Consider the following 20,493-nt stretch of genomic DNA (forward strand, 5'->3'; position numbering starts at 1 on the left):
GGCAAGTTGCTCGCGCCACATCTCGTTGTTCAGCAGGACGCCGATGTAGTCGCGGTATATGGGATCGCACTGGAATTGCGCGACGAGTTTGTCGGCATGGACCTTGAGATCATCCGCGGGCAAGGGGGGCACGGGCTTGTGCTCGGCGACATAGGCGCGCACCTGCTCGAGGATGTATTGGCGCTGGATGGGCGTCTGCGGGATGTTCTTCTTCGGAGGCCGGATTTTCTGCTGCGGAACTGCACGCGGAAGGGTGAAGGCAATGGGCTGGGGAGCGGAAGGCGCGTTCGGCGGCATGGGGGAGCAGTATCTTTCTCCCGGGCCAATCCGCAACGGGTAAGTTTGTTAGCGGTGCTGGTTACCTTTCGTCAGAACGAGAGGAAGGCACGTGCCCGCCTTTAAGGGGCCACTTCGCCCAGATAGAGGCCGGCGCTGGCATTGTCTTGCGGGTTGTAGTTGTCCACGTCGTAGAGGGTGACATGGACCTTGCCGGGACGGAGGGGGGTGAAGGAGAAGTCGAACTCGGTGTTTCCTTTCGGGGCCATTTTGGAGAGCGATGTGCCTGCGGCGGGCTTGATGGCTTCGCCGTCGCCTTCGGCGGTAATGCCAATATAGAGCGAAGCGTTCTGGATGGTGTTCTGCCGGCAGACGCCACGCACATGGTAAGTTCCGCCGACCTGGAACGTCGCCGAACTCCCGCTAACTTCGCGGATTTCGATGCCGTCGCCATTTGCGAAGGCTTTCTGAGGCGACAGGGTGATCGCGACTTGCCCGGTCGTGGGGACTGGTGCCGGCGCGGGTGGGGAGTGAACGGTTATCTTGTGCGGACCGTGCGCCGTGACCTTTCCCGCGCCGTCCAAAAGTATTTCCACGTCCTCTCCAGTGAGGGTGTTGGTGCCGGTCTCGAGTTCGACTTTGCCGGTCAAGTACACGGTGTGATGCGCAGCGTCGTACCGGATGCTCGTGGCCGTAGCGGAGTATGGGCCGCAACTGAAGCGCGCATGCCCGTCGAAGGTGGCGATGCCATTTTGCATGCTCCCGCTCCCAATGTCTGATTTTATATTGACCGGCAATTTGGCCAGGTCATCGGCGGCGGTATCTGGCTTTGCGGATGACGCGGTGGTGGCGGTCCCAGCTAGGGCGGCGGGGCCGGATGGCTGATTGAGCGTGAGGATTCCCCCCGAGGCAATGATCGTCGGGTTTGCGGCGGCGGCGGCTTTGGCCGGTGGAGCGAGGATGAGGGCGTTGGGCTCGGCGCGCACCTCGAGGCCCGCGAGGCTGGCGGTGTAGCGCAGGGCTTCGATGAGCGGAATATTGACCAGGGAAACGGTGATCCTCGCGTCCGACTCCGTACCGGGCTGGAGGACGATGTTGACGCCGGTTTTATCCGGGTCGAGCTCAGTGGCCTTGGTCCGGAGGTAATCCAGCATCTCGGCCAGAGGGGCCTCCCGCATCTCGATTTTCGGGAAGATGATTCTCTCTGCTTTCTTCAGCGCCGCGCTTTCCGCCGGTGCCACGATGGGAGCCACGCCAGAAGTCGCGGGCGGGGTCGGCTCGCCCGCCTGCACCAGCACCAGCCCATAGGGCTCGACGCGCAGTTCGAGGTTGGCCAGGCCAGCGACATAACGCACGCCCTCGATGAGGGGGACATTGGTCAACGACAACGTGATTCTTAAGTCGGCATTGACCTCCGCTTTGACGAGCACGTTTACGCCCTTTCCATCCGGGTCGGCCGCCCTGGCCTTGGCACGGAGGAGATCGAGCGCCTCGGCGAGGGTGGCTTCGCGAAACTCGATCCTCGGAATGATGATTTTCTCGGCTTTCTTCAGCGCGGCGCTTTCCGCGGTTACGTGGATGGGGGCCGGGCCAGGCGCGGGGACTGGTATCCCTTCGGCTTTGTTGGCGGTGGGATTCTGGGCGCGATTCTGCGAGAGCAGGGTGTCGATCAGGTCCAACTCATCCTGGGTGTTCCGCACGATCAACCGGTTCGTTCTGGGCACCAAGACCGCCGAAGCATTGCCAATGAAAACGATGCCGTTGCCCGTCAGCCAGGCCTTCGCCGTCTGACCTTTCGGCAACAAGTCGGGTAAAACTTTCCACTCCCTGGTAATGAGGACCTTGGTGTTTTCGGCGGCGGGGATGGGACCGGCCAGGCCTGGGATCGGTGGGGGTGGACTGCCGGCGGCGTTCATCGGTTTGAGCACCACCGCATCTTTCGTGTAGACGGGTTGCAGGCCGGCGAGCCCCGCGAGGTACTGCAGGGCTTCAAAGAGCGGGACGTTGGTCAAGGAAAGGGTGATTCTCGCGTCCTCTGGATTCGCGCCGGTCGCGCTCTTTGGGGCGTTGCCCAACATGACCAGGATTTTGATGCCGGTGCCTTCCGGATCGTGTTCGCGAGCCCGCTTGCTGACAAAGTCCACCGCTTCGGCGAGGGTCGCTTCACGGAACTCCACCTTGGGCAGGATGATGCTCAAGGCCTTCTGGCGGACCGCGCTTTCGACTGGCGCCAGTGCGGCCGGTGACGGACGATCCACCACCGGCGTAAGCCCATCAATCCCCGGAGTCTGGACCACCACTTTTGACTGCAGGCGCTCGATGGCTTCCTCGGTGCGCTTTTTCCGATAGGCGACGATTTGCGGCTGCCATGTCGGATTGTTGGCTGAGATCTCGTCGAGCATCCTGGCGAGGGACTGAATTTTGGCGAGTGCTTCTTGATAATTGCCGGCTGCTTCCAGCTTTTCGCTGTTCACCTTGGCCATGAACCCGCTCACAAAGAGGTCTTCGGGCTTGTCGTGTGCCTGGGTGGGCGCCGGTGCCGGGGATGGGCTGGTCCCGGCTACGGTGATCCCGCTCAGGTCGGTGGTCGCGGCAGCATGGGGCGGCGTGATCTTGCTGGCTTTCAGGAGGACATAGAGTTCCCGGCCTTCCTTCCCGGACCGCCCGAGCGCCGCGACCACGGTCGAGCGGTCGAAAATGGTCACCGCGAATCGGACCCTTTTTTCATCAAACGCCGGCTTCCCGGTGGCGGACTCTTCCTTGAGCGCCACGTGTCGGAGGACGAGGTCCAGGTCGATGGTATTGCCCGTCATGGCCGCGTCCACTTCCACGGTCGAGCCGACGAACTTCTTCGGTGGTTGTGACCCCGGCGGCAGGTCGTAATCGTCGCCGACCTCGATCATGCTCCGTTGGCCGGGGACAGTGGTCAATTGGGGCGACGAGAGAACTTCCACCCCTTTTTGCGCGTCCAACTTGCGGAATGTTTCCGCGGCTTGGGCTTCGGTCAGCACTCCCGCCAGCGGCGCGCCGTCAATGGAGGGAATGCCGGGGAACTCTCCTTTTGGCAGTTCAATGAACTCGGAAAGGATCAGGATCTGATCTTTCGGCTGGGCGGCCTTGCTGGTGTCGGATGGGCTTTTTTCCGGCGCGATCTGGGCGAGCGCGCTGGCTCCGATGACCACGGCCATGGTGAGCGCTCCGGCCAGGCTGAGTGCGCGGCCCGCCGGGCGGCGGTTGCGTGTTTCATCGACGATGGCGAGGACACGGCCCTCGAGCGTGGAGGGGCGCGCCATGGCGACGGCAGCGCGCAATCCCAACGGTGCGCCGAGGGAAGCGCGCGCGGCTTCCACGAGCAACGCGGCGTAATCGGCCGGCGGCGTCCCGGCGCGCAGGACGAGGTCATCGCAGGCCTGTTCCTGGGCCATTCGCAGGCGGCGGGCGGCGATCCACACGAGTGGGTTCGGCCAATAAATGGCACAGGTGAGCAACGCCATCCAGCGGGCGAGGTAATCGCGCCGGGCCACGTGGGCGAATTCGTGGCGCAAGGCAGCGAGCAAACGCGCCTCCGGCCACTCGTTTTCCGCGACCACGGGCAGCAGGACGATCGGCCGCCACAGGCCCCATGTGCAGGGCACGCGCACCGCTTCCGCCAGGCGGATCGGGCACGGCGTGCGCAAATGCATCTCGGCTGCGGCCTGCCGGGCCAAGGCCGCGAGCGACGCGCTTTCGCTGGGCGCGCTGCGGCGTCTCAGCCACGCGATCTGCAGACTGCCCAGTAACCGATAACCGATGATGGCGGCGGTACCAGCCAGCCAGGCGGCGATGATCAGATGCAGCGGATCCGGGAGGTGGAAAGTTTTCGGCGGCGGAACCGTCGGGGTGAACGTCGCCGGGGCCGGGGCGATGACGATTCCCGACAGGGCCGGCAGAACGGTAACGACCGGCGCGGCAGGCGAGCCCGGCAAATGCCAGCGCGGGGCGATGAGTTTCGTCGCCGGTAAAATGAGCAGCGCGGCGAAGACTGCGAGCCAGAGGGCATGCTGTTGCGCGGCCGAGAGGCGCCGACTGGCGGCGGCGAGGGCGGCGGCGCCGAGCAGGAGCAGCGCGCTTTTGGCGAGTAACTCGAGCAATGCTGGGAGGAGGAGCTCGTGGTTCATGGGAATTGCCGGGTTTTCTTTTTGGCGGCGGCGACGATGGCTTCGAGGCGCTTCAGTTCCTCGGCCGAAAGCTTGCCCCCTTCGGCGTCGACCAGAGCGGCCACGGCGCTGGAAAGGGAGCCGTCAAAGAAGGTCCGCACGACGCGCTGCAGTGCGGAGCGGCTGGCTTTGCCGCGCGCTTCGGTGGGCAGGAAAATGTAGCGGGCGCCGTCTTCGCGATGCTTGAGGTGGCCTTTCTCCTCGAGGATGCGTAACAGGGCGCGCACGGCGGAATAGCTGGGAGCGTCGGGCAACGCGGCGTGGACTTCGGCGGCGGCCGCTTCCCCGCGGGCGAAAATGATGTCCATGATCTGCCGCTCGCGCCGGCTGAGATGGTGGCTGGATTGGTCGGGCATGCTAAATTTTTAGCATGTGATTCCGGCCTGCCAAGAAAAATGTGCTAAAAAATTAGCATACCGTTCTTTAACCAAAGAAAACCGGCACCCAGTTGCCTGGGTGCCGGTGAAGGAGTTTTACTTTGGTCGGCCGGTTTTAGTTGGCCTTCTTTTCGGTCGGCTTGCCCGGGGCGGCTGGCGTAGCGGCGGCCGGCTTGCCCGCGGCGTCCGGCTTCTTCTCGGTCTTGGGGCCAAACTTGGTGATTTTCACAACCTCATACTCGGTGTCGCTCTTCTTGAGGCGCAGGCCGCTCACCCAGTCGCCCACCTTGATGTCCTCGAACTTCGCGTCGGCCTTGCCGTTTTTGACCTCGGTCGTAGCGGTCAGCGTGAACTTCACTTCCTTGCCGTCCTTGTTCTTGTGCGTGAACGATTTTCCGGCGGCGTCGATGGTGGTAACCTCCGCGTAGAGCGGGATTGGCTTGATGGGCGCGGGAGTCGCGACCGGGGCGGGCGTGGCGGCGGGAGTCGCGGCCGGTTTGGCTTTCTTTTCCGCGGCGAATGAGCCTGATGGCAGGCCGATGACGAGCGCGGTGAGCGCGACGATGCTGAGCAGTTTCTTCATTTGGTTACCTTGGAGGGTTGAGTTGGGTGTAATAGGTTGGCGAAGGGCCACGTGGCGGAATAAGCCACGCTTGCCGATGGCATCGCTAGGAAAAGTTCCGTTTGTCGTCAAGCCGCAATTCCCGGCGTGACGCTGCCGGGCGAATTGTTTAATTGCCCGCCCATGCGCGCCGTCATCCAGAGAGTCAGTTCCGCCTCCGTGACCATCGAAGGCGAAGTCGCGGGCCGGATCGAGGCCGGGCTGGTGGTTTTGCTCGGCATCGAGGAAGCAGACACGACGGAAGACAGCGCGTGGCTGGCCGCCAAAATGGTCAACTTGCGCCTTTTCGTGGATGAGACGGGAGCGATGAATCGCAGCGTGCTGGAGAGCGGCGGCGGCCTCCTGCTCGTCAGCCAGTTCACGCTTTTCGCGAGCACGAAAAAGGGCGCCCGGCCGAGCTGGCATCGCGCGGCGAAGCCGCCAGTGGCCATCCCGCTCTACGAAGCGATGATCGCACAGCTCACCGCAGCGCTGGGCCGCCCGATAGCCACGGGCCGCTTCGGCGAGATGATGCAGGTGGCACTGGTCAACGACGGGCCGGTAACGCTGCTGCTCGATACGAAAGCGCGCGAATAACACGCGGCTTTCTTCCGGCCAATTTTCCGGCAGCTTGCGGGTAGTCCCCAGCGTCCCCCTTTCGCCATGCCTACTCCCAGCCGCCGCACTTTTTTGCAAACCGCCGGACTCGTCGCTGGCGCTGCTGTGATTCCCCGCCAGGCCGCCGCTGCCGAGGCGCGCCCGGATTGGCCCTCGATCGATACGGACGTGCTGGTGTGCGGTGGTGGCTGCGCCGGGCTCGCGGCCGCCCTTTCCGCGGCGCGCAATGGAGCGCGGACCATGCTCGTCGAGCGCGCCGGCTTTTCCGGCGGCATCATTACCGCCGTGGGGCTCCCGTATTTCGATGGTATCGCGGACATCAAGGACGGCCGCGTCGTGGTGCGCGGGGTCGGGCTCGAGCTGCTCTCCAAATCCGGCGTGTGCGAGGCGAATGCCACGCATTTGAAGACGCACAATCCCACCATCCGCAACGTGGAAGCGTTCAAGGTGCTCGCGGACAAACTGCTCATCGCAGAGAAGGAAAAGCTGCGGGTGTTGTATCATTCCTCGGTCTGCGGCGTGGAAATGGATGCCCAGCGCATCGCCGCCGTGTTGGTGGCCAACAAGGCGGGCCTCACGCGCATTCGCGCCAGGCAGGTGATCGATTGCACGGGCGATGCCGACGTCGCCGCCTGGGCCGGCGCGCCGACCGACAAAGGCGCCGAGCTGCAGCCGCTGACGCTGCACTTCCGCATCGGCAATGTGAAAAAGGCCCCCGATCTCTCGAAGAATTGCCGTATCGCGCTGGAGAAGGCGCACGAGCGCGGCGAACTGCCGATGTATTACGGGCCCGGCGTCATGTTCATGTTCGCCGATGACGAAATCTATGTGCACGGCGTGCGCGTGCCGGGCGACGCGAGCGATCCCGTCGAACTCACCCGTGCCGAGATGCAGGGCCGCTCCGATGCCTGGGCAATGTTCGCGGCCTGGAAGAAGGATGTGCCGGGCTTTGAAGATTCGTATTTCATCACCAGCGGCCCCTTCATCGGTGTGCGCGAAACGCGGCGCATCGTGGGCCAGCACATCCTCGCGGAAGACGAGATCATGGCGACGAAGTCCTTCGACGACGCCATCGCCACGGGGTGTTGGTACCTCGACGTCCATCCCAACAAAATCACCACCGGCGGCGCGAACGCCGTGCCGAAGCAGCAGCCCGCGCCCTACGATATCCCCTACCGTTCGCTCGTGCCGAAGAACGTCGACAACCTGCTCGTGGCCGGCCGTTGCCACTCGACCACCCGCCTCGCGCAAAGCTCCACGCGCGTGACCGTCACCGCGATGGCGCTGGGCGAAGCCGCCGCCGTGGCCGCAGTGCTCGCGGTGCAAGGCGGCACCAGCCCGGCGAAACTCGACGGCGCGGATGTGCGCAAGAAGTTGCGCCAGCAGAACGCCGGTCCAGTACAGGACTTCGTCTAGGATCTCGCTCCGGAAAATCTGGACGCCGCGCCGCTCACGCCGTCACCGGCTCCGGTGCCGCATTCACCGGCGGCTGCGTAGCTTCGGTCGAACTGCCGCCATGGAATTTCACCATGTGGTGCACGAAGAAAAACTTCCGGATGATGGAATCCGAAAACACGAAGGGATAAAACGCCGGGTGCCCCAGGCTGGCGACAATCTCGTTGATCGCCGGCGAGAGCTTGGCCCAATCGCGTAGCAGCGTAAGAAATTCTTCCTTCTCTCCCTCCGGCCACGCGAGCTGGTTGGGCAATGTCACCGCTTCCGTCGGAAACGGCGTGAAGGGAATCGGCACGACATCCCCGTCCAAGCCAAAGCTCCGCGCGGTCTCCGTGCCGTCGATCATGTGCATGTAATGCGCCCAGGTCTCCGCCCAGTCCTCCCATGGATGCACGGACGCATAGGTGGTGATGAATGTTCCGGGCGCCGCGGCCACCGGCCCTTGGGTGTAATGCCGCTGGAGCGCCGCGTTGTAATCCTCCCGCTCGTCGCCGAAGACCTCGCGGAACGCCACGAGGTTCGGCTCATCATCCGGATGATTGGCAAAGAAACGGTCCCAATAGTAATGCGCAATCTCGTGCCGAAAATGCCCGATCAGCGTGCGGTACGATTCCCCCAGCGCCTCCTTGCGCTTCTCACGCTCGAGGTCTTCCGCCTCATCCACATTCAAGGTGATCAACCCATCCTCGTGCCCCGTCAGCACCGTTCCCCCGGGCGTGGGTCGCAGAAAATCAAAGGCCAGCCCATTGACCGCATCCTCGCGTTTGCTCACCGGCGTGAGCCCGAGCCGCCCCATGGTGTAGAGAATGCGCCGCTTCGCGATCTCGATCTTGTGCCACGCGTCCAGGTTGCCCGGGACGGCCAGCTCGGGAATCGTCCGGTTCAACAAGCACGACGGGCAGAGCAACTCCAGTTTGCCGCGCGGGACCACCCAATTGCAAATGCCATGCTGGGTTCCATTTGTACACCGTTGAAAAGTGGAATCGTCCGTCAGCGTCACCATCTGGTCATGGGCCGAATCATAGCCCACCTGCGTCCCGCATTGCGTGCAGGCGGAATTATCGAAAAACAGGATGTTACCGCAGGAACATTGATAGTGGCGCATGGCAGTGGCTTAAATTCTGCCACCATTTCGCAGGATACGCCACGGGTGGTCGTCTCACAGCAGAACATCCGATTGCAAAGGCAGAACATCCAACACCCAACATCGAACATCCAACATCCAATGGGATAGTTCGAAGCGCTCTTTGCTATTGGGCGCCACGCTATCGCGAAAGACCCCTCATTGGATGTTGGGCGTTGGATGTTCGATGTTGGGTGTTCTGCCTTTCGTTTTGCCCATTGCCCTTTCCGCGTGCGCTCTCTAAGCTACCCGCCCATGCGTAGGGCCGCAGGGTTGGTGAAGGTGCACTGCAGGGACTTCAGGAGGGCGTTCTAAATGGACGTTCTTTTGCTGTCGCGACTGCAGTTCGCGTTCACCATCGCATTTCATTACATCTATCCGCCTCTGAGCATTGGACTCGGCGTGATCCTCGTCGCCGTGGAGGCCGCTTGGCTTCGCACTGGCAATCCGCTCTTCCATCAGATGGCCCGCTTCTGGACGCGCATCTTCGCGCTCACCTTCGCCATCGGCGTGGCCACCGGCATCGTCATGGAATTCGAGTTCGGGACGAATTGGGCCAGTTACTCGCGCTTCGTCGGCGATGTCTTCGGCTCTGCCCTCGCGGCCGAAGGCATCTTCGCCTTTTTCCTCGAGTCGGGATTCCTCGCCGTCTTGCTCTTCGGCTGGAACAAAGTCGGGCCGAGGATGCATTTCTTCGCCACCTGCATGGTCTGCCTTGGCGCGCATTTCTCCGCGGTGTGGATCGTGGTCGCCAATTCCTGGCAGCAGACACCCGCCGGCTACCACATCGTGGGCGAAGGCCTGCACGCCCGCGCGGAGATCATCGATTTCTGGGCGATGGTCTTCAACCCCTCGTCCATGGAGCGGCTCAGCCACACGCTGTGCGGTGCCTGGCAGGCCGGCGCCTGGCTGGTGGTGAGCGTGAGCGCCTGGTATTTGTTGCGCCGCCGCCATGTGCAATTTGCCCAGCGCTCCATGCGCGTGGGCCTCATCGCGGCGTTGATTGCCTCGCTCCTGCAAGTGGCCACCGGCCATCTCAGCGCGCACGGCGTGGCGAAAAATCAGCCCGCGAAACTTGCCGCTTTCGAGGGCCATTATGCCACCGAACCTGCCACGCTCTGGCTCTTCGGTTGGGTCGATCAACAACAGGAACGCGTCCGCTTCGGCATCGGCCTGCCGCGCATGCTCACTTTCCTCGTGCACAACGATTTCAACACGCCCGTCACCGGCCTGCGCGAATTCCAGCCCGAGGATCGCCCACCCGTCGGCTTCGTCTTCCAGACCTATCACGCCATGGTCGGCATCGGCATGGCCATGATCGGGCTCGCCGCGTTCAGCATGTGGCTCATCTGGAAGAAGCGTTTCTTCCGCCAGCGCTGGCTGTTGCAATTGCTCGTCTTCAGCGTGCTCGGCCCGCAGCTCGCCAACCAATTCGGCTGGTGGTCCGCCGAGGTCGGTCGCCAGCCGTGGATCGTCTACGGCCTGCTCCGCACCCCGGTGGGCCTCTCCCGCGTCGTCCGCGCGGAAACGGTGCTCATTTCGCTCATCATGTTCACCCTTATCTACGCCCTGCTCTTCGCCGTCTTCATCTTCCTGATGAATGAAAAGATCCAGCACGGCCCCGACGACGCCGACCTCGTCCCCAGCGGCAAACTCGCCGGCCACAAGCGTCATGCCGCCGCCCACGGCGTGACCCGCAGCCTCGCCACCATCGAGCAATCCGACGAATCCCGGGCCGGATGATGAAGACCATGAAATTGAACCGCCGAGGCGCCGAGACGCAGAGGGAGGAAAAGACAATGAGACAATCGGACGGTGAGACGAGGAGACCGCACCGTCTGATTGTCTCTCCTCCTCCCTCTCCGCGCCTCCGCGTCTCCGCGGTTCCCTTCCCCTCGCGTTCCAGCCGGTCAGACTCATGAGCCACCTCGATCTCCACCTCATCTGGTTCCTCCTCGTCGGCGTGCTGTTCACCGGCTACGCGATGCTCGACGGCTTCGATCTCGGCGTCGGTGCCCTCCATCTCTTCGCGAAAAAGGATGAGGACCGCCGCATCCTCATGAATGCCATCGGCCCCGTGTGGGACGGCAACGAAGTATGGCTCGTCACCGGCGGCGGCGCCCTCTTCGCCGCCTTTCCGCCCGTCTACGCTACGGCCTTCTCCGGCTTTTATCTCGCGTTCATGCTCCTCCTCGCCGGGCTCATCTTTCGCGCCGTCGCCATCGAGTTTCGCAGCAAGAAACCGTGGCGCTGGTGGCGGCAGATGTGGGACATCGGTTTCTGCGCGGGCAGCGTGCTCTCGTCATTCATCATCGGCGTGGCCATGGGTAACATCGTGTGGGGCATTCCACTGGACAAGGATGGCGAATTCGCCGGCACCTTCCTCAGCCTGTTGCACCCGTATGCGCTCCTGCTCGGCATGACCACCGTGGCGCTCTTCGCCATGCATGGCGCGCTCTACGCGCTGATGAAAACCGATGGCCATTTCCACACGCGCATCCGGCGCTGGATCAATCCGTGCATCATTACCTTCATCATGCTCTACGCCGCGACCAGCCAGGCGACGCTGCTCTATTGCCCGCACATGACCGGCACGATCAAGCAACACCCGGTCTTCTTCATCGTCGCCGGGGCGAACATGCTGGCCATCGCCAACATCCCGCGCGCGGTCAGTCTGAAGCGCGACTTCGAGGCCTTCCTCAGCTCATGCGCGGCGATGATCGCCCTCATGGGCCTGTGCGGCGCGGGCCTGTGGCCGAACCTGCTCTACAGCAATCCCACGCCCGAGCTTTCGCTCACCGCCTACAACGCTTCCTCGTCCACCGGCACACTCGGCAACATGCTCATCATCGCGCTCATCGGCGTGCCGATCGTCATCGCCTACACCTTCAGCATCTACTGGATCTTCCGCGGCAAAGTGCAGCGGGAGCACCTGGTCTATTGAGAGACTGTGAAATGGGTCCGCGCATCACACGGATCACACGAATGGAATCCTTGCCCATTCGTGTCATTTGAGTGATTCGCGGGTAAAATTCAGGTCGAATGCAAAAGCTCTGGCAAAGCGGGCATCTGCGCAAAGCATGTCACTCCGGGTAAGTCGATTTTCGCGGTGGATCCCTCCGGTGTGTACGCAAACACCCGCATTCCCGCCGCCACTCCCGCGCGCGTACCTAACACGCTATCTTCCACCACCGCGCAATCCGCTGGTGCGACTCCCATCGCCGCCGCCGCGTGGAGATACAAGCCCGGATCCGGCTTCCAACTCCCGACCTCGTACGAGCTAAAGATCCGCCCTTCGAAACGCGGCAGCAATCCGGTGACGGACAGGGAGAGCTCAATCTTCTCCCGCGGACCGTTCGAGGCCACGCACACCGGGATCGTAATCTCGCGCAACGCCTCGTGAATACCGGGAATCGCTTTCAAGTCGCGGCGAAATGCTTCCGCGGTTCGCACGCGCACCTCGGGGATGAAATTCTCGGGCAGCGGCCGCCCCAGCCGCTCGGCCAGAATGTCCGCGCACTCCGCCATCTTGCGCCCGCGAAACAATTGCATCGCTTCGGAAAGCTCCATGGCCAGCGGTCCGTGCTCTTTCGCAACGTCCAGCAGCACACCGATCCCGATCTCCTCGCTGTCCACGAGGACGCCGTCGCAATCGAAGATGAGGAGGGAAAGTGGAGAAGTCACGGGAGACTGCGAAGGGCCCAACCCAACATTGCGTCCTCGGCGCTAAACCGTGGGCCTCATCGGCGGCGCGACGATATCCTGTTTTATCTCCGCCGCGCCGATCCCTAACAACCCGCCGATCTTCTTCCGCAGTTCCCGCTGGATCGTCTCCACGCGCGAATTGCCGTTGATGACCTCAAATTCGTACTCCTTCTGCATCTTCTGGAATTCGTTTTGCAGCATCCGCTGAAACTTCACGAAGCTGGAAAACATGTCGCGCGACAACCCGAGGTCCATCCCGCTTTCCCAGTAATCCAGCGTACTGTTCTTTTGGAAATTACGCTCCACGAGTTGCGCCGCGCTCACCCGAAAATAGAACACCGCATCCGGCACCAGCGCCGGGCTGTACATATTGCGCGTCCACGCGCGGTCCGCGCCGCGCACGAGATCGCGCGCCATGAGCGTATAGATATAGCGATCCGCCAGCACGATGAGCCCGGCACGCAACGCGGGAATGATCTCGTGGACGAGCTGATCGAAAAAGTCCGTCGCGTAGAAGAGCGACATGGTCGTGTGCGTGAGCACGTTCCCCTGCTTCGCTTCCTCGAGCTCCTCGCTCACCAGATTCGAGCGGCGCAGTCCCATGTGTCGTACGGCATAGCCATTGGCCTCCAGCCACTGGCTGAGCATGCCGATCTGCGTGGAGCGCCCCGAGCCGTCCGCGCCTTCGATCGCGAAGAGTTTGCCGGCAAAGTTCGGCTCGCGCACTTCCGGCAGGCGCCGGCCAAAGAATGGATTGGCCTTTAATGGCATGGGCGGCGGCGGTACGCGGGCAGGTCGATTTTTTCGCGGATGAGGTTGCGCACCTTGCCCTGCTGGATGTGAATCTCCTCACTGGCGTCGATCGCAGTGAAACCAAATTTCTCCCGCATCGATTCGTATTCGGCGAAGACCTTGCCCTGGAAGATGCGGAAGCTTTCGTACGGGTCGGTGCTCCAGCCCATGTCCAGCCCGGCCTCGTGATACTTCAACGCCGGGCGCCCTTCGAGGATGCGGTTCAAGGATGTCTCCAGCGGCACCCGGAAGTAAAACGTGATGTCCGGAAGCACCGCGAAACTATAGAGTTGCTCGACCCATTCGCGATCCACGCCGCGCACCGCATCCCGCGCCAGCGCGGTAAATATATACCGGTCGCACAGCACCAGATACCCCGCGCGGAGCAGCGGGAGAATCTGCCGCTCGTAGCGATCGGCGAAATCCGTGGCGTGAATCAGCGAAAACGTCGTGGGGGTGAGCAACTGGCGCTTCTTGCCTTTCGAGGTGGACTTCTTGACCAGAATGGAGGAATTCCACTCCGTAAAGAACACGCGATAACCTTCCAACTCCAGCCAGCGCTTCACGAGATAGATCTGGGTGGATTTCCCCGAACCATCCAGCCCCTCGACTGCGAGGAGCTTTCCGGAGTAATTGCGTTTGGGGGTGACCACGGGATGCCTATCCGGGAATCTGGTGCGAAATGCAACCGAAAAGCCGGGCCGCACTCTGATTCTTTAGCATAAATAACTCACTATAAACATCTTATGAATTTTGACGCGCTCGTTGCCGCTGCTCGCGAGGTTCGCCAGAGTGCTTACGCCCCCTATTCGCACTTTCAGGTGGGCGCCGCGCTCCGCACCGCCAGCGGACGCATCTTCTGCGGCTGCAATGTGGAGAACCTTTCGTTCGGCCTGACCATCTGCGCCGAGCGCGCCGCCGTCTTCGCCGCCGTCGCCGCCGGGGAAACTCAGTTCGAAGCCATCGCCGTCGTCGCCGATTCCGTCCAACCCGTGACCCCCTGCGGGGCCTGCCGCCAGGTCCTCGCCGAGTTTTCGAGCGACTTGCCGATTTGCTCCGCCAATCTTCAAGACCAGCGCTTCGAGAGCACCATCGCCGAACTCCTGCCCCGCGCCAAGGAAGGCATTCTCGGTACGTAAACGTTCCACGTGGAACACGCCCATGTTCGTCTATCCCAAACAGTATGATGTGATCGTGATCGGTGCCGGCCACGCCGGGATCGAGGCCGCCATGTCCGCCTCGCGCCTCGGCTGCGAGACGCTCATGCTGACCCAGAATCTGGATTCGGTGGGCCAAATGTCCTGCAACCCGGCCATCGGCGGCCAGGCCAAAGGGCAGATCGTCCGCGAGATCGACGCCCTCGGTGGCGTGATGGGACTCAACACCGACGCCACGAGCATCCAGTTCCGCATGCTCAATTCAAGCAAGGGGCCGAGCGTCCGTTCCCCTCGCGCCCAGTGCGACAAGAAAGCCTACCAGTTCCGCGCCAAAGCCATCCTCGAACGCCAGCCGCATCTCGACCTCAAGCAGGGCAACGTCACCAAAATCCTCACTGAGGACGGTCGCGCCTGCGGCATCGAGACCAATCTCGGCTTGCGGATCTTGGGCAAGGCGGTCGTCGTTACCACCGGCACTTTCATGCGCGGCCTGCTCCATGTCGGCTTGCAAAACCAATCCGGCGGACGTATGGGCGACAGCTTCTCCACCTTGAGTGATTCGCTGCGCGAACTCGGTTTCGAGGTCGGCCGCTTCAAGACTGGCACGCCCTGCCGCCTCCACGGCAAGACCATCGATTTCTCCCGCTGCGAGCGCCAGGAAGGCGACGAACCGCCACTCCCCTTCTCCTATATCCCGGAAGAGCTCGGTGACGAACTCCACGATATCTTCACTCTGAACCACTGGCGGGAAGGCGTGTTCCACGTAGAACAATTGCCCTGTTGGATCACTTCCACGAATACCCAGACGCACGATCTGATTCGCGCCAACCTCGACAAATCCCCCTTATATGCCGGTCACATCGAGGGGGTAGGCCCTCGCTATTGCCCTTCTATTGAAGACAAGGTCGTGCGCTTCGCCGAGAAGAAGTCCCACCAGGTCTTCCTCGAACCCGAGGGCCGGCATACCGAGGAGTATTACGTCAACGGCGTCTCCACCAGCCTCCCCATGGAGGTGCAGTACGCCTTCATCCGCAGCATCCCCGGCTTGGAGAATGCCGAGATCATGCGCCCCGGTTACGCGGTGGAATACGACTACTGTCCCCCCACCCAGCTCCACGCCACCTTGGAGACGAAGCGGGTTCCGCATCTTTATTTCGCCGGGCAGATCAATGGCACCTCGGGTTACGAGGAAGCCGGCGCCCAAGGCCTCATGGCCGGGGCCAATGCCGCCCTCAAGCTCCTCGGTCAGCCCGCTCTCGTTCTCACCCGGGCCGATGCCTACATTGGCGTCCTCATCGACGACCTCGTGACCAAAGGCACACCCGAGCCCTATCGGATGTTCACCAGCCGGGCCGAGCATCGCCTCCATCTCCGGCAGGACAATGCCGACCTCCGCCTCACCCCCATCGCCCATCGTCATGGCCTGGTCGGCGGCAACCGTTGGAATAAACTGGAATTAAAAATCACGCAGTTGGCCCAATTGCGCGAGTACGCCAAAACCACCGGTTGGGAAGGGACCAAAGTCGCCCAGTGGCTCCGCCGCCCTCACTTCACCCATACGGATCTCCCGACCGAACTCCGCACCCCTTTCGCCGCCGACCTCTGGGACGCCGTCGAGATCGAACTCAAGTACGCCGGCTACATCTCCCGCCAGGAAGCCGCTATCGAAAAGCTTCGCCGTAGCGAAGAGAAGCTCCTGCCCGCCCAGTTGGACTACGAGACCATCTCCGGCCTCCGGGCCGAGACCCGCCAGAAGCTCACCTCCATTCGCCCCGCCACCTTTGGCCAGGCCGCCCGCATCAGCGGCATCACCCCCGCCGACCTGGCCCTCCTCTCCGTCTACTTGGAGAAGTGATGTAGTCGCGGCGCTCTGTCGCCGCGCCCCGGCGGAGCGGGGCGGCTACATCCGCCCCTCCAACGAATTCCGCCAAGATTTAACCTCGCAGTCACGTGACCGCCACTTCGAGGTGCGACGTTGCGCAATCGCCGAGCCCCCGCTCGGCCCAACATTGCCCGTTCGCACATGAACACGCTTCCCGAGTCCCCGCGGTCGCATGCTCCTCGCACCGCCAGCTACACCATCCGGCTGGCCCGCGACCCCGCCGACGTCATCGCCGCCCAACGCCTGCGCTTCGAGGTCTTCAATCTCGAGCTCAACGAAGGCCTCGACGACGCCTACCTCAGCGGCCTCGATGCCGATCGATTCGACGAGTGTTGCGATCATCTCCTCGTCGAAGACACGCGCACGGGCACGGTCGTCGGCACCTACCGTCTCCAAACCGGCCAGCTCGCTGCCGCCCATCACGGCTACTACAGCGCCCAGGAATTCGACTTCACCCCCTTCGAGCCCATCCGCTGCGAGACGGTCGAGCTCGGCCGCGCCTGTGTCCATAAAGACCACCGCAAGCTCTCCGTCCTCAATCTCCTCTGGCGCGGCATCGCCATCTACGCCACCGAACGCCGGGCTCGCTACCTCATCGGTTGCAGCTCCCTCACTTCCCAAGATGCCGCCACCGGATTGGCCATGTATCACGCCCTGGCCACCGAACATCTCGTGGAAGAGCCCTTCCGCACCGAGCCCATCGGCGCTTACCGCATGGCTGCCGACTTCCCCTGCGCCGAGCCGCCGTCCGTCCCGAAGCTCCTCCGCGCCTACCTGTCCATCGGCGCGAAAATCTGCGGCCCGCCCGCCCTCGACCAGGACTTCAAGACCATCGACTTCCTAACCCTGCTCGACCTCCGCGCCCTCCCCGATGCCGTCCGCAATCACTTTCTGGGTTAAGATGAAACCACTCCCTGCCCTCCGCGCTGCCGGTCGCGCCGCTTCCTTTCTATCCTACATCACCGGTGCGATCCTCGGTCAGACCGTCCGCCTGCGCCTGTCGAAAACCGCCCGCACTCGCCGTGCCCGCGCGGATTGGTTGCAACGCGTCGCCGCTGGCTGCGCCCGTATCCTGCATCTCAAGATCAATCGCTTCGGCACCCTGCCCAACAGCGGCTTGATCGTCGCCAATCACCTCAGCTACATCGACATCATCCTGCTCGCCGCCCAGCGCCCCTGCGTCTTCGTCTCCAAGGAGGAAGTGCGCTCCTGGCCCATCTTCGGCCGATGCGCGTCCTTGGGCGGCACCATCTTCATCGATCGCAAACACCGCGGCGACGTCGCCGCCGTGGCCGATGTCATGCGCGCCGCGCTCGATGAAGGTGTCCTCGTCGTCCTCTTCCCCGAAGGTACCAGTTCCGGCGGATCCAGCGTGCTCCCCTTCAAAAGCTCCCTGCTCGAACCCGCCATGCACGTCTCCCATCCCGTCACCGCAATCGCCCTCAGCTACGCCCTCGCAGAAGGCTCCGTGCCCAACGAAATCTGCTACTGGCGCGACATGACTCTCCTGCCACACTTGCTGAACGTATGGATTAAGTCGTTGATATATGCCACTTTACGATGCGGCATCGCGCGTCCGCGCCAGGGTGATCGCAAATCTCTTGCCCGGGAACTCCACGACGAAGTCGCCGCCCTGCACGCCGCCTCAAGCCGTGAGCTCGGCATGGGCCTGCCGCAGCCCGTCGAGCAGCCGACGCCAATCCTTGTGAGTCGTCTCCCAGCCGCTGCTGAAGCGCAGCGCCCGTGACGCTGCATCCGCGCTGACCTCCATCGCCGCCAGCACGTGCGATGTCTCCTCCTTGCCGCTGGCGCACGCCGAACCGGTGGATACCGCGAAGCCGAGCTTGTCCAGCTTCACCACCCAGCGCTGCCGGCAATCCGCCTGCTCGGGCATGATCGCCGCCGAGGTGTTCCAGAGCCGGCTGACCCGGGCGCCGAGGATCGAAATTCCCGGCAGGGCCGCCCGCAATCCTTGCTCGAACTCCTCATGCCACCCCAGGCGCTCGGCCATGCCATGCGTCCCCAGCGCTGCCTCCCGCTCTTCCAACGCGGCGATCATCGCCAGCACGCCGACGACATTTTCCGTCCCGGCACGCCGGCCATCTTCCTGCGGTCCGCCCACGATCAGCGGGCGAAATTTCGCCGGCACCTTGAGAAATCCCACGCCCTGCGGCCCGCCAAACTTGTGCGCGCATCCGCTCACAAAATCACCTGCCCCGAGTCCCTCGGCCGGCAGCTTGCCCACCCACTGCGCCGCATCGCAGAAAAACGGCACGCCCTGCGCGCGGCACAACGCTTGCACCTCACGCCAGGGCTGCAAGACACCGGTCTCGTTGTTCGCCGCCATTATCCCGACCAGCCCGGGAGTGCTGATTTCAAGCGCCTTCGCGAGCCATTCCACATCCACCACCCCTTGCGGCGTCACCGGAATCGATCGCCGCCGCTTGCCAAAATACTGCTCCGCCGCCGCGAGCGCACACGGATGCTCGATCGCCGAAATCCAGATATCCTTCGCCCCATTCGCCGCCGCGCTGTACAGCGCCGCATTGTTCGCTTCGGTCGCACCCGAGGTCCACACGATGTCCCGCGGTTCGCACCCCAGCCACCCTGCCAGTTTTTCCCGCGCCTGCGTGAGCGCAGCATCCGCCCGTGCGCCGAGTCGATGCGGACTGGACGGATTCCCGATATAACGCTCCGTCGCATCGAGCCAGGCCTCCCGGGCCACGCGCGAAAGCGGATGAGTAGCGTTGTGATCGAAGTAAAGCACGCGAAGGAAGGGATGCGACGACGCAACATAACCGCTGCGCTTGCCCCGCTGTCCACTCCGCATGTTTCCCCTTTCATCCTTCATCCCTCCTCCTTCATCCTTGCCCATCCCGCCGTGCCCGAAACCTCCTTCTACAAACGCGCCACCTTCGTCACCCATCTCCCGGCCGAGTGTCTCTACAGCCCGTCACACTTCTGGCTGCGCGAAACCGAACCCGGCCGCTGGCGCGTCGGCTTCACCAAATTCGCCACCCGCATGCTCGGTGAAATCGTCGAGGTCCAATGGGAGAAAGCGAGTGGCTCGCCCGTGGCCGGCGGCGAAATCATCGGCTCCATCGAAGGCTTCAAGGCCATCAGCGATATCTACTGCGTGGCCACCGGCACCTTCTCCGGCGGCAACACCGCGCTCGCCCAGGACATCGAACTCGTCAGCCGCGAGCCCTACGCCGGCGGCTGGCTCTACGAAATCCAAGGCCAGCCCGACGCCAAGTGCATCGACCTCGCGGGCTATCGCGCCCTCCTCGACACCACCATCGATCACATCCTGGATAAACAACAGGCCGACGAAAATCCCTGAAACTAAGGCCTTCCGCGGATATTGATGTAAACTACAGTTCGCTGTCCGAAATGAGCCAGACCCCTCCCACCATCCTCTATTGCCACTGCCAGTACGCGCAGGTCGTACCCAAGGAAGTGAAGGACGCGGTGCTCAAGAAACTCTGCGACTCCGGTGTCGCCTTTGAAGCCGTCGCCGACCTCTGCGAGATGGCCGCCCGCCGCGATCCCGCGCTGCAACGCCTCGCCGGCAGCGGCGCCGTCAAGATCGCCGCCTGCTTCCCCCGCGCCGTGAAATGGCTTTTCCATCAAGCCAACGCCCCGCTCGCGCTGGATGCCACGGAAATCCTCAACATGCGCGTGCAGAACGCCGAAGAGGTCATCGCCAAATTGTTGTCCTCAGAGCTCGAAGCCAATCTTCCGAAGGGGAAGGTCACCGTGAGCGATGCGCCGAAAGCCGCCATCGCGGAGGTCGCAAATTGAAAACTTTTCCATTTTCCATCTTTCATTTTCCATCCCGCCTCTCATGAGCCTCTCCGATCCCACCCTCCGCATCGTCCTCTATGAAGGCTCCGGCGCCGAACCGCTCGATGGCGCCGCCCGCTACTCCGCCATCAGCGCGCTCCTGGAGAAAGGCTTCGCCGTTACCCGTAGCGCCGCCGACCGCCCAGTGGCACCCGCCGACCGCGCGCCGCTCCTCGTCCTCGGTCGCTTCCCCGGCCAACCACCCGAAGTCCCGGAGAGCGATGTCACCATCCGTTTCCAGGACATCAGCGCCCTGGCCCCCGCCCAACTCGGCGACGCTGTCGAAACCGTACGCCACGAAACCAACGCCGCCAAACACGGCGCGTGGAAGCCGTGGTTCCCTGTCATCGACTACGACCGCTGCACGAACTGCATGCAGTGCCTCAGCTTCTGCCTCTTCGGCGTCTATGGCGTGGACGGCGACAAGCGCATCCAGGTGCAGAACAACGACAACTGCAAAACCAA

General features: G+C 63.0%; 18 protein-coding genes and 2 pseudogenes. 11 read left to right on the plus strand and 9 right to left on the minus strand.

The window, feature by feature from the left end:
* From ABJF10_RS16165 to ABJF10_RS16180, 4 genes and pseudogenes are all read right to left on the minus strand, one after another.
* Nucleotides 1-297, minus strand: a pseudogene (locus tag ABJF10_RS16165) (polyprenyl synthetase); the annotation flags it as partial.
* Nucleotides 298-398: 101 nt separating this feature from the next.
* Entirely contained in the window at nucleotides 399-4,433 is a 4,035-nt protein-coding gene (locus tag ABJF10_RS16170; RefSeq protein WP_348545625.1) for a M56 family metallopeptidase, read from the minus strand.
* Entirely contained in the window at nucleotides 4,430-4,828 is a 399-nt protein-coding gene (locus ABJF10_RS16175; protein WP_348545626.1) for a BlaI/MecI/CopY family transcriptional regulator, read from the minus strand. The genes ABJF10_RS16170 and ABJF10_RS16175 overlap by 4 nt, the downstream gene beginning before the upstream one ends.
* Nucleotides 4,829-4,964: 136 nt before the next feature.
* The gene (locus tag ABJF10_RS16180) at nucleotides 4,965-5,432 is read right to left on the minus strand and encodes a hypothetical protein (protein WP_348545627.1); all 468 of its coding nucleotides are present in this window, start codon (nucleotides 5,430-5,432) and stop codon (nucleotides 4,965-4,967) included.
* Nucleotides 5,433-5,594: 162 nt separating this feature from the next.
* Between ABJF10_RS16180 and dtd the strand changes: the two genes are divergently transcribed.
* Nucleotides 5,595-6,047: a D-aminoacyl-tRNA deacylase gene (gene dtd, locus ABJF10_RS16185; protein ID WP_348545628.1), complete on the plus strand. Its 453-nt coding sequence runs from the start codon at nucleotides 5,595-5,597 to the stop codon at nucleotides 6,045-6,047.
* A gap of 66 nt (nucleotides 6,048-6,113) precedes the next feature.
* Nucleotides 6,114-7,484: an FAD-dependent oxidoreductase gene (locus ABJF10_RS16190; RefSeq protein WP_348545629.1), complete on the plus strand. Its 1,371-nt coding sequence runs from the start codon at nucleotides 6,114-6,116 to the stop codon at nucleotides 7,482-7,484.
* Between the two features lie 34 nt (nucleotides 7,485-7,518).
* Here ABJF10_RS16190 and ABJF10_RS16195 read toward each other — a convergent pair whose 3' ends face one another.
* Nucleotides 7,519-8,628: a putative zinc-binding metallopeptidase gene (locus tag ABJF10_RS16195; protein ID WP_348545630.1), complete on the minus strand. Its 1,110-nt coding sequence runs from the start codon at nucleotides 8,626-8,628 to the stop codon at nucleotides 7,519-7,521.
* Between the two features lie 333 nt (nucleotides 8,629-8,961).
* On the opposite strand from ABJF10_RS16195, the gene ABJF10_RS16200 reads away from it, so the two are divergent.
* Nucleotides 8,962-10,389, plus strand: coding sequence for a cytochrome ubiquinol oxidase subunit I (locus tag ABJF10_RS16200; RefSeq protein ID WP_348545631.1), 1,428 nt, complete (start codon nucleotides 8,962-8,964; stop codon nucleotides 10,387-10,389).
* 175 nt (nucleotides 10,390-10,564) lie between these two features.
* The gene (cydB, locus tag ABJF10_RS16205; RefSeq protein ID WP_348545632.1) at nucleotides 10,565-11,590 is read left to right on the plus strand and encodes a cytochrome d ubiquinol oxidase subunit II; all 1,026 of its coding nucleotides are present in this window, start codon (nucleotides 10,565-10,567) and stop codon (nucleotides 11,588-11,590) included.
* A gap of 89 nt (nucleotides 11,591-11,679) precedes the next feature.
* Here the strand turns inward: cydB and ABJF10_RS16210 are convergent, their stop codons facing one another.
* The 3 genes from ABJF10_RS16210 to tmk are packed head-to-tail and all read right to left on the minus strand — an operon-like array spanning nucleotide 11,680 to nucleotide 13,796.
* On the minus strand, nucleotides 11,680-12,330 hold the full coding sequence (locus ABJF10_RS16210) for an HAD family hydrolase (RefSeq protein WP_348545633.1): 651 nt from the start codon (nucleotides 12,328-12,330) through the stop codon (nucleotides 11,680-11,682).
* Between the two features lie 42 nt (nucleotides 12,331-12,372).
* Nucleotides 12,373-13,122: a thymidylate kinase gene (locus ABJF10_RS16215; RefSeq protein WP_348545634.1), complete on the minus strand. Its 750-nt coding sequence runs from the start codon at nucleotides 13,120-13,122 to the stop codon at nucleotides 12,373-12,375.
* Complete coding sequence (gene tmk / locus ABJF10_RS16220) at nucleotides 13,113-13,796, minus strand: dTMP kinase (RefSeq protein ID WP_348545635.1); 684 nt, start codon at nucleotides 13,794-13,796, stop codon at nucleotides 13,113-13,115. Before tmk ends, ABJF10_RS16215 begins: the two co-directional genes overlap by 10 nt.
* A gap of 93 nt (nucleotides 13,797-13,889) precedes the next feature.
* Between tmk and ABJF10_RS16225 the strand changes: the two genes are divergently transcribed.
* The 4 genes from ABJF10_RS16225 (at nucleotide 13,890) to ABJF10_RS16240 (ending at nucleotide 17,929) form a co-directional block, all read left to right on the plus strand.
* Nucleotides 13,890-14,282, plus strand: a complete 393-nt coding sequence (locus ABJF10_RS16225; protein WP_348545636.1) for a cytidine deaminase — start codon at nucleotides 13,890-13,892, stop codon at nucleotides 14,280-14,282.
* Between the two features lie 22 nt (nucleotides 14,283-14,304).
* Nucleotides 14,305-16,155 (plus strand): tRNA uridine-5-carboxymethylaminomethyl(34) synthesis enzyme MnmG, encoded by a 1,851-nt coding sequence (gene mnmG / locus ABJF10_RS16230; RefSeq protein WP_348545637.1) that lies wholly within the window; start codon nucleotides 14,305-14,307, stop codon nucleotides 16,153-16,155.
* 168 nt (nucleotides 16,156-16,323) lie between these two features.
* Nucleotides 16,324-17,082, plus strand: coding sequence for a GNAT family N-acyltransferase (locus ABJF10_RS16235; protein ID WP_348545638.1), 759 nt, complete (start codon nucleotides 16,324-16,326; stop codon nucleotides 17,080-17,082).
* A gap of 1 nt (nucleotide 17,083) precedes the next feature.
* Nucleotides 17,084-17,929, plus strand: a complete 846-nt coding sequence (locus ABJF10_RS16240; protein WP_348545639.1) for a lysophospholipid acyltransferase family protein — start codon at nucleotides 17,084-17,086, stop codon at nucleotides 17,927-17,929.
* Here ABJF10_RS16240 and ABJF10_RS16245 read toward each other — a convergent pair.
* Nucleotides 17,828-18,949: a cysteine desulfurase family protein gene (locus ABJF10_RS16245; RefSeq protein ID WP_348545640.1), complete on the minus strand. Its 1,122-nt coding sequence runs from the start codon at nucleotides 18,947-18,949 to the stop codon at nucleotides 17,828-17,830. The two genes, ABJF10_RS16240 and ABJF10_RS16245, sit on opposite strands and share 102 nt — an antisense overlap.
* Before the next feature lie 114 nt (nucleotides 18,950-19,063).
* On the opposite strand from ABJF10_RS16245, the gene ABJF10_RS16250 reads away from it, so the two are divergent.
* The 3 genes and pseudogenes from ABJF10_RS16250 to ABJF10_RS16260 form a co-directional block, all read left to right on the plus strand.
* Nucleotides 19,064-19,525 (plus strand): glycine cleavage system protein H, encoded by a 462-nt coding sequence (locus tag ABJF10_RS16250; protein WP_348545641.1) that lies wholly within the window; start codon nucleotides 19,064-19,066, stop codon nucleotides 19,523-19,525.
* Between the two features lie 50 nt (nucleotides 19,526-19,575).
* Complete coding sequence (locus ABJF10_RS16255; protein ID WP_348545642.1) at nucleotides 19,576-19,986, plus strand: hypothetical protein; 411 nt, start codon at nucleotides 19,576-19,578, stop codon at nucleotides 19,984-19,986.
* Nucleotides 19,987-20,029: 43 nt separating this feature from the next.
* Nucleotides 20,030-20,493, plus strand: a pseudogene (locus ABJF10_RS16260) (ferredoxin family protein); the annotation flags it as partial.

The organism is Chthoniobacter sp., assembly GCF_040003245.1.
Taxonomy (GTDB): Bacteria; Verrucomicrobiota; Verrucomicrobiia; order Chthoniobacterales; family Chthoniobacteraceae; genus Chthoniobacter.

What these genes read in the sequence shown, in the direction of transcription:
- ABJF10_RS16170 (WP_348545625.1), bottom strand. Translation starts at nt 4,433, where the DNA reads ATGAACCACGAGCTCCTCCTCCCAGCATTGCTCGAGTTACTCGCCAAA.
- ABJF10_RS16175 (WP_348545626.1), bottom strand. Translation starts at nt 4,828, where the DNA reads ATGCCCGACCAATCCAGCCACCATCTCAGCCGGCGCGAGCGGCAGATC.
- ABJF10_RS16180 (WP_348545627.1), bottom strand. Translation starts at nt 5,432, where the DNA reads ATGAAGAAACTGCTCAGCATCGTCGCGCTCACCGCGCTCGTCATCGGC.
- dtd (WP_348545628.1), top strand. Translation starts at nt 5,595, where the DNA reads ATGCGCGCCGTCATCCAGAGAGTCAGTTCCGCCTCCGTGACCATCGAA.
- ABJF10_RS16190 (WP_348545629.1), top strand. Translation starts at nt 6,114, where the DNA reads ATGCCTACTCCCAGCCGCCGCACTTTTTTGCAAACCGCCGGACTCGTC.
- ABJF10_RS16195 (WP_348545630.1), bottom strand. Translation starts at nt 8,628, where the DNA reads ATGCGCCACTATCAATGTTCCTGCGGTAACATCCTGTTTTTCGATAAT.
- ABJF10_RS16200 (WP_348545631.1), top strand. Translation starts at nt 8,962, where the DNA reads ATGGACGTTCTTTTGCTGTCGCGACTGCAGTTCGCGTTCACCATCGCA.
- cydB (WP_348545632.1), top strand. Translation starts at nt 10,565, where the DNA reads ATGAGCCACCTCGATCTCCACCTCATCTGGTTCCTCCTCGTCGGCGTG.
- ABJF10_RS16215 (WP_348545634.1), bottom strand. Translation starts at nt 13,122, where the DNA reads ATGCCATTAAAGGCCAATCCATTCTTTGGCCGGCGCCTGCCGGAAGTG.
- ABJF10_RS16225 (WP_348545636.1), top strand. Translation starts at nt 13,890, where the DNA reads ATGAATTTTGACGCGCTCGTTGCCGCTGCTCGCGAGGTTCGCCAGAGT.
- mnmG (WP_348545637.1), top strand. Translation starts at nt 14,305, where the DNA reads ATGTTCGTCTATCCCAAACAGTATGATGTGATCGTGATCGGTGCCGGC.
- ABJF10_RS16235 (WP_348545638.1), top strand. Translation starts at nt 16,324, where the DNA reads ATGAACACGCTTCCCGAGTCCCCGCGGTCGCATGCTCCTCGCACCGCC.
- ABJF10_RS16240 (WP_348545639.1), top strand. Translation starts at nt 17,084, where the DNA reads ATGAAACCACTCCCTGCCCTCCGCGCTGCCGGTCGCGCCGCTTCCTTT.
- ABJF10_RS16255 (WP_348545642.1), top strand. Translation starts at nt 19,576, where the DNA reads ATGAGCCAGACCCCTCCCACCATCCTCTATTGCCACTGCCAGTACGCG.